The sequence below is a fragment of the Vibrio sp. V01_P9A10T6 genome (assembly GCF_963877065.1).
Lineage (GTDB): Bacteria > Pseudomonadota > Gammaproteobacteria > Enterobacterales > Vibrionaceae > Vibrio > Vibrio anguillarum.
Map to the genome: position 1 here is coordinate 1 of NZ_CAWNTB010000008.1, position 12,486 is coordinate 12,486.

At 43.8% G+C, this 12,486-nt stretch carries 14 protein-coding genes and 1 pseudogene; 9 read left to right on the forward strand and 6 right to left on the reverse strand.

The annotated features are described in order from the left end of the window. The first annotated feature begins 351 nt into the window (after positions 1-351). Both AACQ21_RS00415 and AACQ21_RS00420 read left to right on the forward strand, forming a co-directional pair. Entirely contained in the window at positions 352-1,299 is a 948-nt protein-coding gene (locus AACQ21_RS00415; RefSeq protein WP_017044959.1) for a M23 family metallopeptidase, read from the forward strand. A gap of 8 nt (positions 1,300-1,307) precedes the next feature. Beyond that, a complete protein-coding gene (locus AACQ21_RS00420) occupies positions 1,308-1,604 on the forward strand; it encodes a bactofilin family protein (RefSeq protein ID WP_305951630.1) in 297 nt (98 codons plus the stop codon). 127 nt (positions 1,605-1,731) lie between these two features. Here AACQ21_RS00420 and nagB read toward each other — a convergent pair whose 3' ends face one another. Next, positions 1,732-2,532, reverse strand: coding sequence for a glucosamine-6-phosphate deaminase (nagB, locus tag AACQ21_RS00425; RefSeq protein WP_105976920.1), 801 nt, complete (start codon positions 2,530-2,532; stop codon positions 1,732-1,734). Between the two features lie 311 nt (positions 2,533-2,843). Here nagB and AACQ21_RS00430 point away from each other — a divergent pair, with 311 nt between their 5' ends. Further along, the gene (locus AACQ21_RS00430; RefSeq protein WP_017044957.1) at positions 2,844-3,095 is read left to right on the forward strand and encodes a DUF3081 domain-containing protein; all 252 of its coding nucleotides are present in this window, start codon (positions 2,844-2,846) and stop codon (positions 3,093-3,095) included. 266 nt (positions 3,096-3,361) lie between these two features. On the opposite strand, the gene AACQ21_RS00435 is transcribed toward AACQ21_RS00430, so the two are convergent. Then, positions 3,362-3,721, reverse strand: coding sequence for a DUF413 domain-containing protein (locus AACQ21_RS00435; protein WP_105976921.1), 360 nt, complete (start codon positions 3,719-3,721; stop codon positions 3,362-3,364). A gap of 148 nt (positions 3,722-3,869) precedes the next feature. On the opposite strand from AACQ21_RS00435, the gene AACQ21_RS00440 reads away from it, so the two are divergent. The 4 genes from AACQ21_RS00440 to AACQ21_RS00455 all read left to right on the forward strand — a co-directional run bounded on the left by AACQ21_RS00440 (position 3,870) and on the right by AACQ21_RS00455 (position 7,188). After that, the gene (locus AACQ21_RS00440) at positions 3,870-4,760 is read left to right on the forward strand and encodes a LysR family transcriptional regulator (protein ID WP_013868248.1); all 891 of its coding nucleotides are present in this window, start codon (positions 3,870-3,872) and stop codon (positions 4,758-4,760) included. A 166-nt stretch (positions 4,761-4,926) separates the two neighbouring features. Next, entirely contained in the window at positions 4,927-6,291 is a 1,365-nt protein-coding gene (locus AACQ21_RS00445) for a DNA-3-methyladenine glycosylase 2 family protein (RefSeq protein WP_374956405.1), read from the forward strand. A gap of 1 nt (position 6,292) precedes the next feature. Continuing rightward, positions 6,293-6,784 (forward strand): methylated-DNA--[protein]-cysteine S-methyltransferase, encoded by a 492-nt coding sequence (locus AACQ21_RS00450; protein WP_094128604.1) that lies wholly within the window; start codon positions 6,293-6,295, stop codon positions 6,782-6,784. Continuing rightward, positions 6,781-7,188 carry a hypothetical protein gene (locus AACQ21_RS00455; RefSeq protein ID WP_094128607.1) on the forward strand — a complete coding sequence of 136 codons (408 nt, stop codon included), beginning with the start codon at positions 6,781-6,783 and terminating at the stop codon, positions 7,186-7,188. Before AACQ21_RS00450 ends, AACQ21_RS00455 begins: the two co-directional genes overlap by 4 nt. Before the next feature lie 15 nt (positions 7,189-7,203). On the opposite strand, the gene AACQ21_RS00460 is transcribed toward AACQ21_RS00455, so the two are convergent. Then, complete coding sequence (locus AACQ21_RS00460) at positions 7,204-8,061, reverse strand: Vmh family MBL fold metallo-hydrolase (RefSeq protein ID WP_017044954.1); 858 nt, start codon at positions 8,059-8,061, stop codon at positions 7,204-7,206. A gap of 241 nt (positions 8,062-8,302) precedes the next feature. Here AACQ21_RS00460 and AACQ21_RS00465 point away from each other — a divergent pair, with 241 nt between their 5' ends. Continuing rightward, positions 8,303-9,169: a glycerol kinase gene (locus tag AACQ21_RS00465; RefSeq protein WP_105976923.1), complete on the forward strand. Its 867-nt coding sequence runs from the start codon at positions 8,303-8,305 to the stop codon at positions 9,167-9,169. 79 nt (positions 9,170-9,248) lie between these two features. On the opposite strand, the pseudogene AACQ21_RS00470 reads toward AACQ21_RS00465, so the two are convergent. The 3 genes and pseudogenes from AACQ21_RS00470 to AACQ21_RS00480 form a co-directional block, all read right to left on the reverse strand. Beyond that, positions 9,249-9,676 (reverse strand): annotated as a pseudogene (locus AACQ21_RS00470) (YccF domain-containing protein). Between the two features lie 73 nt (positions 9,677-9,749). Beyond that, positions 9,750-10,472 carry a sulfite exporter TauE/SafE family protein gene (locus tag AACQ21_RS00475; protein ID WP_013868241.1) on the reverse strand — a complete coding sequence of 241 codons (723 nt, stop codon included), beginning with the start codon at positions 10,470-10,472 and terminating at the stop codon, positions 9,750-9,752. 115 nt (positions 10,473-10,587) lie between these two features. Next, positions 10,588-11,226, reverse strand: coding sequence for an NAD(P)-dependent oxidoreductase (locus tag AACQ21_RS00480; protein WP_017049335.1), 639 nt, complete (start codon positions 11,224-11,226; stop codon positions 10,588-10,590). Positions 11,227-11,351: 125 nt separating this feature from the next. Between AACQ21_RS00480 and AACQ21_RS00485 the strand changes: the two genes are divergently transcribed. Further along, positions 11,352-12,239, forward strand: a complete 888-nt coding sequence (locus AACQ21_RS00485; protein WP_105976924.1) for a LysR family transcriptional regulator — start codon at positions 11,352-11,354, stop codon at positions 12,237-12,239. Positions 12,240-12,486: the final 247 nt, after the last annotated feature.

A 12,486-nucleotide genomic window follows, 5' to 3' on the forward strand; every position in this document is an offset into this window, starting at 1 on the left:
GATTCAAATCACAATTTAACTCTAATTATTAAAAATTAAAGAACCGAAAGTGATAAAAGTCACAATTACATCTTTATTTCACTAATCGAAATAAAACCACCACTTCCATATTGTCTATTTTGTAACTTATATACACAAAACCATATTAATATTAGCTCATACATTAATATGGCTTTTTTTACTAACAACATCGGATCTTCTTCTAAAAGCAGGCCAAGGATACGCTCCAATTCACAAACCGAACAATAAGAGGTGGGACGAGTATAGCCTTACAACGCAAAATGTTTTGACCCTGAGCATTCCCTGTTAGAATCGGCTGTACTGTTAACCATAGACGCTGTGAACGAATTCATGAAAGAAAGAGTGGTTGTTTCCGTTTCATCCATCCATGGGACGAAGCACTTTCATCTCGGTAAATGGTTCCGACATTTTTTAAAAGGTTTTGGCTATGTGCTGGTTGCCAGCATTCTCGCCACTGGCGGCGTTATCTATTACCTTCTTGATGAAGTTGATTTTGCTAAACTCAAGCAACAAGAGTTAGAGAGCCAGTCGATGTCACTGACCGAAGAAGTCACCTCTTTAAAGGAGCTAAAAAACAGCTTAGAGAATGACCTGCTCGAACGAGAAGAGAAGATGCAGGTTGTTTCAGACAGGCTCGGCGATCTTGAAAAAGTATTGGGTATGGATGAAAGCGGAGCGGAATTAGAATCACGTTTAGACACCGCCGCTATCACTTCTTCAGTTAGAATGGTGATGCTGACCCAAATACCCAGCGGTGCACCTGTGCATAATGCGAGAATTTCGTCAGGATACGGTGAGCGTATTCATCCTGTTACTGGCAACGTCAAAATTCACCGCGGGCAAGATTTTGCGGTTAACATAGGCACGCCAATTTATGCACCAGCCGATGGCGTTGCCGAAGTCACTCGCGCCAGTGATAAAGGGTCAGGCAATTTTTTACGCTTACAGCACTCTTATGGATTTACCAGCTCCTATTCTCATTTGCAAAAATTTGCCGTGAAAGGGGGCGATTTTGTACAGAAGGGCGACTTAATTGCTTATTCTGGAAACAGTGGGTTATCTTCTGGCCCACATTTGCACTATGAAATTCGATTTGTCGGCCGTTCATTAGATCCAAGACCTTTTGTTGATTGGGGCGTGAATGATTTTGAAACGATATTTAGTAAGGTAAGAGGTATCCGATGGGAATCTTTAGTAAACAAAGTCGAGCTAAGAGTCAGCACTCAGCTACAACTCTCATCGCAAAAGGCTGTTCCATTAGTGGGGAACTCAGGTTAGAAAGCGACATTCAAATTGACGGGTCGGTAGAAGGTCAATTGCACGTTGATAAAACCATCGTCATTAGTGAAACAGGCACGGTTAATGGTGAGCTGTACGCAGGCCACATCATCATTAATGGCGAGTTCCAAGGCACATGTCACGCGACTAAAATTGAAATTTTAAGCAAAGGGAGCGTTACAGGGTCTATTTATAGCGACGACTTGAGCATTGAACAAGGTGGGCGCTTTAATGGAGTAACCTACCCTGCCCCGGAGAAACAAGTAGTTGAATTAAAAGAAGCGAAAATCGCTGCTGAAGGTTAATTCAACTACCGATTTCGTTCGCACTTCCCCATTTGATAGAAAGTCCCATTTGCTACAAAGTGTAAAAAGGCCTGCTGATGTTAGCAGGCCTTTTGTTTATGAATGTCCTTTCCCAGCAGGGAGAGACTTAGAAACCTTCGATATTTTTTGCTTCTAATTCCGCAAAGTATTTTACGGTTTTCACTTTCAGTTCTTGAGTTGATGGTTCATCACATACAATCACTGATTTCGCGTGAAGTTGTAGTGCGGAGACTGTCCACAAATGGTTGACGCTTCCTTCCACAGCCGCTTGCAAAGCCTGCGCCTTATTGTGGCCCGTCACCAAAATCATGATCTCTTCTGAATCTAGCAGTGTGCCTACACCAATCGTTAGCGCGTATTTAGGAACTTGGTTGATATCACCATCAAAGAAGCGAGAGTTTGCAATACGCGTATCTTCTGTCAGTGTCTTAATGCGAGTGCGCGACGAAAGTGAAGAAGCAGGCTCGTTAAACGCGATGTGCCCATCATTACCCACACCACCCATAAATAGATTAATGCGGCCGTATGATTTAATTTTGTCTTCATAGCGTTTACATTCTGCGTCAACATCTGGTGCGTTGCCATTCAGTAAATTGATGTTTTCTTCTTGAATATCAACATGATTGAAGAAATTGTTATACATAAATGAGCGGTATGACTCCGGATGATTTTCAGGAATACCAATGTATTCATCCATATTAAATGTCACGACATGCTTAAAGCTCACCTCGCCTGCTTTATGCATTTCAATCAGTGCATTATAAGTCGTCAATGGTGTACCACCAGTAGGTAAACCCAATACAAAAGGGCGGTCTGCCGTTGGGTTGAATGCGTTGATACGTTTTACGATGTGTGCTGCTGCCCACTTGCCGACTTGTGCAGCCTGTTTTAACGGGATAAGTCTCATGATTGGCCCCTAGTTATTGGAATATTATGGTGTAATAGAACATTAATTCGCATTATAAAATAAGTATTGGGTAACTGCCATTGTTTTAGGTCAAATTTTCGCTCTTTCTTCAAATCTCAACCAGAAATGCGCTTAAATTTGTAGCAATTCCTACAGGTACGCTTAACTAATACGGCACATGCTATAACCAAATGAGATAAAAATTCATCTATAAAATTAAGTAAAGTTTGAGTCGCTATCACTCCACTATCTGGCGAAGCGTGCATTCATTACCCATACTTGGAGTAACAAGCAAGAAAGGAGCAAATGCCATGAAAAACGAACTTGAACCCGCGAAAATTCTCCATGCTTATGAAACAGTAATGGCGCATGGTACACCGACTGAATTCGGGAAAATCTATGAAGGTATCGAAGCTTTTTCAGACTATGACGGCTATAACATTTACATGCGAGGAAATGGTGTGGAGCTAAAAGTTGGCTTCCACAATACCTACCATCTCGATTATGACCAAGAGCATCTACGCGACAGCTTTTTGAAAAAAGTAGCCATTTTGGCTAAGTAGCGGTGTTGACCCAGCTCATGGATTGGCTAAGCGCGACCAAATAAGCAGAGTGGCGATAATGCAAAGCCCGAGTGAGTCATCAATACTAGGGCTTTGAGCGAAAGCACTTTTCTCATCTTGATTGAGTCACACTCTTTTGCACAGAGATCTCTTATATGAAAGGCGATGCGAGCGAGTTTTTCAGCCTTATTGAGACAATAAGGCTGAAGAGATAAATGAGAAAACAGACCAAATTACGGCTTAAGATCCTGCATTAGAGATACAGATTAATCTTCTTCCGTTAAGGTAACTTCTTCATCATTATAGTCGTCACCACTTTCAGGTTTATTGCGACCGTTCAACGTATGGAAACGCTTACGACCACGAGCAAGTTGAGTGTATTTCAACCAGACACGCTCTAACTTAGATTTCGCTTTACCTGGGTTTTCAATCGCCTTAACAAAATGAGCTTCTTCGGCATTCTCTGGCGTGAGTTCACCAGATTCAAGGCCAAGCATGGTACCACCATAAATGGCGAGAAGTTCTTCTTCTGCAAGAGTAAAATCACCAGACTTAGCAAAGCCTCGTGGAAACTTTGTATTGTCGTAAAAACGTTTTTTTCCGTGACGGAATTCAGTCTCAGACATATCAACCTCATGTGAATGGCGCTACTACCATGTAGCGATAGATCACGCGAAAATTAGGCGTAAATCTCCGAAAAGAAAAACAAAAATTTTTTATCGTCATAATTGCACTTCCTTGTTAATCTGACGGGGTAATTTCAGAGGATTTAATATGGATGTAAAAGTTTTTCGCACTTTTCTCGAACTCGCCAAAGTACGTCATTTTGGGCGAGCAGCTGAAAACCTTTATTTGACCCAAGCCGCCGTCAGCGCACGCATCAAGCAATTAGAAAATTATTTTGATGCTCAACTGTTTACGCGTGATCGCAACAACATAAAGCTCACATCGGCAGGAGAACGACTCGTTGGCTATGCCGAAGTGATGGTGGCAACCTTGCAACAAGCCAAGTTTGAGCTCTCTTTGGAAAATGGCCGAGCTTTACAGCTGACATTAGGGGGAACGCCCAACGTTTGGGATGCTCATCTACAAAACTGTTTAAGCGTTGTGACTGATGCTTTTAGCGGTTATGGCTTTATGGCGGAAGTCATGGGGCGCGAGCAGCTCAACCGCAGCCTACTGGAGCGTACCTTAGATATGGCGTTTGCCTTTGACCCAATTAAAGCCGAAGAGCTAAACTGCAAAAAAGTCGCAGATTTAGTACTGGTGTTGGTTTCGACGCGTCCTGACACACTGGAAACCGCCTTTGATAATAAATACGTGTACGTCGATTGGGGAAGCCGTTTCGCCTCCGAGCATGCTGAGCGACATCCGAAGACGCCAACCCCCTATTTGCGCACCTCGACCGCTCGTATCGCACTTGATTTCATTTTAGAAAAAGGGGGAAGCGCTTACCTTCCTACCTCACTTGTTGAACCTTTTATCCACTCTGGCCAATTGTATCGAATTGACAATGTGGAAGATTGGCAGCGTCCCATCTTCCTCAGCTACCGAAAAAACAGCTCATCGATAGAAGCCATTATGCAAGTGGAAAAGTTAGTCAAAAACATCAACCCTAGTAGTGCTTACTCATTACAACAAGCGGGCGAGGTCATTCTCGACTAACCCAACAAATTCATAACGTTGTAGCGGGTATTGAATACAGCGTTATGAATATCCTTTTTCAAGAGAAACCGCAGAAAAAGCCATCCAGTTCCGAAAATGGCTAGTATCGACAGAATTCATGCATACACTTAGCTTAATAAAAACTGCATAAGGCTCGTTATACCAAATGGCACTATGGATGGAACTCGATAAAGAACAATGCCAACAAGCTCGCACTAGCCGTGATCCGCGATTTGATGGACGATTTTTCGTTGCCGTCAAAACAACCAACATCTTTTGTCGCCCAATATGTCCGGCAACCCTTCCAAAAGAAAAGAATGTTGAATACTTCGCCAACTCCGCACTGGCTCTACGAGCGGGTTATCGGCCATGCCTGCGTTGCCGCCCAGACAGTGCACCTCATTCTTGGGCATGGAAAGGAGTTGAAACCACCTTCTTGCGTGCAATCAAGCTTATTGAGCAAGGTGAATTACAATCGAGCAATCTGGTTCAATTTGCCGAACGTTTGGGGATCAGTGACCGCTACCTACGACAACTGTTTCAAACTCATTTAGGAGTGTCACCGAAACAATATGCTCAGTACCATCAGTTGATGTTTGCTAAGCAGTTGTTGCATTCCAGTGCTCTGTCCATTACCGATATAGGATTCGCTTGTGGGTTCAACAGTACCCGCCGCTTTAACGATGCGTTTATCAAAACGTTGCAACTGACCCCCAGCCAAGTGCGGCAATCTAAAACTGCATTGATGACAAAAAACCTATTAACACTCTCTTTTCGCGGCCCTTTCGATTGGCAACATATGCTAGATTTCTATCGATTACGTGCAGTAAACGCCATTGAACAGGTCAGTAACAATCATTATCAACGCACCTTCAACATACACAATACGACTGGCTGGTTTCGTGCCAGCTTAACCTCTGAGACCCATTTAGAGGTTGAATTCGAGTTGCAAGACATCACCAAACTGCGTTACTTGGTGGCAAAACTACGCCGCCTATTTGACCTAGAAGCCGACATCAGCCACATCGAGGCCTATTTGGAAGGCTGCGCTCCGGGTTTAGTCACTCGTTCAGGAATCCGCATTCCCGGCGTTTGGAATTGTTGGGAGGCGGGAGTCAGAGCTATTTTAGGTCAACAAGTTTCGATAAAAGCAGCCATTGGCCAGCTCAACCTGTTAGTCGATGCGGTAAACCCAGCTCAAAATACGAGCAGTTACTTTCCAAGCCCGGAACAAATCGCACAGCTTGACTTGCACTTTTTAAAGATGCCACACAGCCGAAAAGAGACCTTAACACGCTTTGCTCAATTCATGTGCCAACACCCTGAAGCCGATGTGGATGCTTGGCTTTCACTAAAAGGTATTGGGCCGTGGACCGTAAACTACGCTAGGTTAAGAGGTCAGTCCGATTCAGATTGCTTTCTAGACACTGATTTGGTGGTTAAGAAGGCCTTAAGCCATTTTCCTGAGCTGAACGCAGACAAGGTTTCACCTTGGGGAAGTTACGCCACCTTTCACTGTTGGAATTACTAATATGAATCGCTTCACCCACTATCACAGCCCCTTAGGAATCATGACATTGCAAGCCTGCGAGCAAGGTTTATTGGGGGCTTGGTTTGAAACCGAAACCACCATGCCAACAGAGTTAGGGGTAAAATCCGAACACTGCACTATACTCATCAATACTATCAAACAGTTAGATGAGTACTTTTCCGGGAAACGGACTATATTTACTTTACCTTTAGCGGCAAAAGGCACCGAGTTCCAACAATCTGTGTGGCAAGCATTATGCAAGATACCTTATGGCGAAACTTGGAACTACCAACAGATTGCAGAGGCGATCGGTAACCCCAAAGCCGTAAGGGCTGTCGGCTTGGCCAATGGTAGAAATCCAATTTCGATCATCGTTCCTTGCCATAGAGTGATCGGAAAAAGTGGTAAACTCACTGGCTATGCGGGGGGCTTAAACCGTAAAGCGAGCTTATTAGAACTTGAGCGAACAACAACAGAGGTTGCAGCAACATGATAAGATCTACGGCAAAATCAATCAGTATTCTCGTCCTTACAGCCACTTTGCAAGGCTGTTTTCAAGATGACCTTGAACGTTGGTTAAACCGTGAAACTTATGAGTTCAAAGGGACTTATGACAACCAGTTCAATGATGACTTATTAATTTTCGAAGAGGGTATTGTACGTGCTGAATCTGAAACTCAGCACTGGTCTCGCGCTTACAGCGTGGATGGTAATCAACTGACGATCCAGCTACGCAATAACTCGAAAGAAAAACGAGAAGATATCGTGCTTGTGATCCATGGCAAAGGAGAAGTGCTCACATGCAGTGTCTGCGCCATGTATAAATTGAGTAACGTATGGGTAAAAACAGGTAATGTTGAAGCCAAACCGTCTGGAGTAGAAAACGCGAGCCAATAACTCGCGTTGATACTGTTACCAAGTACGCTCACCCATATTCACTTGCGCACTTAATTCAAGGTCCTCTTTACCTGGAAGCGCTGGATAAGCTGCGACCATTTTAGATACTACTTGTACCGAGTCTTTCGAGGTTGAAATAGCCTGTTCGAATTTCGCCAAGTAGGTTTTAGTAAATTTTACGGCTTCGACACCCTGCGGTATATCAGCAAAATAATGTCCAGGAATGACTTTCTTTGGCTGAAGCATCTGCATTTTCTCTAAAGCTTGAACCCACTCACCACGCGCTTTCGGGGTTTGGCTATCAGCCGTCCAAACATGCATACCAGAGACAACCGCTACACCACCGACAATCGTTTTCTCAGAAGGCACCCATAAGTAAGCTTGGTGTGTATTAAGCTCTTTCACTTCGATCTTCTCACCTTCTAATGAAAACTCGCTGTGGTCAAAAATCTTAGGGACAATAATTTTATTTGGCGCACTCTCTCCTAGTATCGGGCCCCAAAACTGTAGCTTAGCGTCTTTCGTCGACTTGATATGCTCAACAATCGCTTGGCTTGCTAAAACATCAACGTTAGGAAACGCCGAAACCAACGGTTCCAGACCAAAATAATAATCAGGATCACCAGCGCTAATATAGATGGCCTTAAGTTCTTTACCTGACTGCTTAATCATGTCTACTAAAGCTTGGCCATCTTTTGTACCAAACTGAGCATCAATTAAAATCGCTTGTTTCTCACCACTGATCAGTGTTGAGCTAACTGGAAAGACTCCATTTTCCCCTGGGTTGTACGTTTGAAACGTCAATGCGGCTAAGCTTGAGAAAGAAGTGCTTGCTAGCAAAAAACCCGTTATCAACGGTTTTGAAATTGTCATTGTGTTTACCTTTCATTCATTGTTCGAAGTAATAACATCTTATTGTTTTTTATTTAGAACAAATAGATCCAATAATTAACTTCACTGATTCAATTTAAGATACTAATAAAAGCATTATTCACTCAAACCACTCCGTTTTTTAAAAACGATCTCATGCTCTCACACTGTCATTTATTAAAAATTCAAGTAAGGTAGGGATATCAATCTGTTGGATCGATTTCAAGAGAGATAGGAGAGAACGATGGTAGAAAAACATTCAACCTCGGCACTGGCTAAATTGCGTAATACAGACGCTAAACAACTATTCAGTAACCTCCAAAAAGCAGGGTACATTAACCGCTTCGACAACAAGTGGGTATTAACAGAACTGGGAGCAAAATTTGGCGGCGAATACGCCCAGCACACGCAATATGGCCAATTTATTGTCTGGCCGGAAAACTTGCTCGTCGACACACAAGCCACCAACGGGAAAACGTTAAGTGCCACTCAACTTGGCGATCATTTCAGGCTCAACCCAAAAAAAATAAATCAACTATTGAGTGAGTTAGGCTGGATATCTAAAACAGAAAAAGGTTGGCAAGTAACGGAGGCTGGGCTCAGAGCTGGCGCTCAGCAACGTGAAGATAAATCTTCTGAGCAATTCTTTGTTGTTTGGCATGATACGGTGACTCGCCATAAACGTCTGAAACAATCCATTGTCGAATTTTTAGGGCAAGAGGCTCACAGCCAATCGACCGATAAATCATTGTCCCACTTTCGCCAAAAATTTGAGGCAAAACATCGCACCTTAGACGGCCACTATGTTCGCTCAACCGGCGAATTATTGATCGACAATTGGCTCTATTTGGCGGGCGTCGTACACGCTTATGAGCGTCAGTTGCCGATAGAAGCTGATGTGATGTGCGATTTTTATCTGCCAGCAGGAAAAGTGTATTTGCAATATTGGGGTTCAGATAGTGGCGCGACCGACGAAAAAACTCGCTTACACACACAAGCGATTTACCACGATCACGGCTTTGCTCTGATTAATATTCACCCGCAAGACATTGCCCATTTAGATGACATTCTGCCCAGAAAACTGCGAGAGTTTGGGATTAAAGCGTATTAATCGCGTTGGCGAGATGCCCCCTTCCCCTCGTCACTGAGAGAGCAACACGAGAGAAAAGGAGCAAAAAACAAAACCTATATTAACGATAAGAAGAATAGCGAGCTCTAGCCGCCTCTTCTTTCGGGACGATGGTTTTACCAATCGGAGCCAAAGAAATAACCGCGAGTTTCAAATGCTGTAGTGCGAAAGGGATGCCAATGATGGTAATAAAACCACCGCCGATAAAATATGACCAACGGCTAACCAAAAACCAGCGAAAACAAACCAAATCACATTGCCGATTAAGCCAAATGGGCTGGTACCAATATCTTGCTGATTGGTCAATTCATCACGGGAAATCGCCTCTTGTCCAAAAGGAAAAAACGAAAAGTTACCGATAACAAAGCAAGCACGCCCCCATGGAATGCCAATAATGCTGATAAAGGCAAGGAGACCAAAAAACCACCAAGCGAGCCCCATAAACACTCCGCCCAGTAAAAACCAAATAATATTGCCGATTGTTCTCATCACTGCTACTCCGTATAAAATAGACCCATAAACCCTTTCAGTATCATTGCATGACCTGAACGGAAGATTAACGCTAGGCTAAACCATGCCATACCGCCGTAACGCCGCTTATCGTACAAAGCAGCAACGCAGCGAAACGGATGTTATCTTTGGGCAGTGATTGCGTGGTCATCATCGCCAACTTATAACCCAACCAAGCTGAGGGGATAAGCGGAATCGTTATCCATAAATGATGTAACGTCAGAAAACCTGCCGGTATTTGAATAATCAAAGAGATGATCGAGCTAAACACAAAAAATGCCGAAAGATTGCCACGCAACTGATTCGCTTCTTGATGCTGTAAGATCAACGCCATCGGCGGCCCACCAATCGCGGAACTGGTGCCAAAGAAGCCGGAGAAAAAACCCGCAATACCCATTTTTATTGGGGTCGGTTCGATGCGATACGGCAATAAACTAACAGCCACGGCAAATAACACCAATAAACCAAGCCATAACGCCAGTACATCCGTCGAGACTAAAACCAGAAGGATACCGCCCGCAATTGAACCGGGAACGCGACCAATCAGCGCCATTTTTAAACCGCCGAGCTCAATGTTCGAGCGATGCTTTAAGGCGTTCAAGATAGAAATAAACAGCGCCACGATACAAATGGGGGCAGGAACGTAATCGGCGGAGATCAAGAACAGCAAGGGCGCTGCGACGATCGCTAAACCAAAACCAATCGCCGTTTGCACAAATGAACCCAAGAAAATAAGAAACATGGCGATAAGCGCCGTACTACTGAACATTTCCATTAAAATGCCTATAAGCGAAACAAAGAAAAGTAATGCCCATAGAGAGCATTACTTCGTTCACGTTATCAGCAATTTTCGATCAAGAGAATAGCCAAATGGATCTATCGGACTGGTATCAGTAAGCAACACCAATACGTTGACGAGGGTGAGCGGCACTTTCTAACTCATCGATCATCGCGAGGGCATAATCACTGACTGAGATTTTGCTGTTACCTTCAGCATCAGACAATAGAGCGTCACCGCCCACACGGTAAGCACCTTGTTTCTCACCCGGAAAAATCTCAGCGGCCGGGCTAACAAATGTCCAATTAACCTTGCTTGTACTCGCACGGAAGAGATCCAACGCTTCGCCTTGCGCTAATGCTTCCCCTTTGTACTCTTCAGGGAAACCTTCTACGGTCACCAATTTGATACCGGGAGCGACTTCCAATGAACCCGCACCACCAACCCACAGTAGGCGATCCACACCCACTTGCGGTAGATCCGACAGCAGTTTTTGCGCTGTAGCTGCAACAATATCGTGGTTGCCAGCCGCACGTCCGCCGATAGAAGCGATCACGACATCAACACCAGCTAACGCAGCGCTAATTTTTGACAAAGGCTGTTGTAAATCAAATTGTTGAACGCTAACACCTTCAGCATCAACTTTACTTGAATCACGCACTAACGCGATCACCTCGTGGCCCCGTGCTTTTGCTTCATTGACAATGTGACTACCAATCCAACCTGATGCGCCTAATACTGCAATTTTCATAATTTATTTCCTCATTCGGTTTCTGTTTCTCGACAACAATTGTAGTCTAGTAGTTAAACGAAGGAGGAAAAACACCCAAAAATGATGTAGATTGTATCAATATTCGTATCTAATAAAGGCCTACCATGGACAGACTAACCGCCATGCGCAGTTTTATCGAAGTGGCAAATACTGCCAGTTTTACCAAAGCCGCAGACAACTTGAGCTTAAGTCGATTACAAGTGTCACGTCATGTCCAAGAAGTTGAGGATTGGTTAAAGCAGAGGTTACTGCACCGCACGACACGCAAAGTCAGCCTAACCACCGCCGGTGAAGAGGCTTTAATCCGTTGCGAACAAATTTTGCACCAAACTGCCGAACTCGAAACACAGGCGTTGGAACAGTCACAACTCTTAAACGGTACCATTCGCATTGCCGCGCCGATAGGCCTTGCTCAAAACATGTTATTGGCCGTTGTTGAAGATTTCACGCAACGACACCCCAATGTGTTAATTGACATTGTCGCTTCAGATCGCCTTTCACAACTGGTCGATGAACGCGTGGATATTGCCCTGCGTTTTACCCAACAGCCGGATGATACGCTCATCGCTCGCCGTTTAATGAGCGTCGGCACCGTCATATGCGCTTCCCCTAGCTATCTCAACCAACACCCTCCTATCAATACACCCAATGACTTAACCCAGCACAACTGCTTTGTGCACATGAGTAATAACAAGTGGGATGTGGTTAAAGACAATGAACAGCTCTCTGTCACCGTGAATGGCAATATCCGCGCTAATGATATGGAAATTTTATGCCGTGCTGCCCTACATCACAAAGGCATCGTACGGCTACCATGCGATCTTGCAAATGTCTTTATCGCCTCAGGAACACTAGTACGCGTTTTGCCAGAGTTTCACAGCCCAAGCAGCGCACTATGGGCTGTGTATCTTTCTCGTAGCTATCAAACCCCATTGGTTCGCCAATTCATTGATTTCATCGCTCAAAGCTGGAAAAACGATCTCATCGCTTAGCGTTAAGTCATTCTAGCTAATAATTTAGTCAATATTATTAGCTAGATTAAACATAGTGTTAATGCCAAAAATGAAATTATCTATAATTAATATTGTAAATAATCTCATTTATCTCACAGAGATACTACCTACCTATTAAAAAGTTAAGTATAAGTAAAAATAACCAGCATTGTTGAAATCATCATTTAACCCTGAAATAAAAATTTCATCAAGTAAATAAGCGTTTATTATCCCTTTCAATATCTCA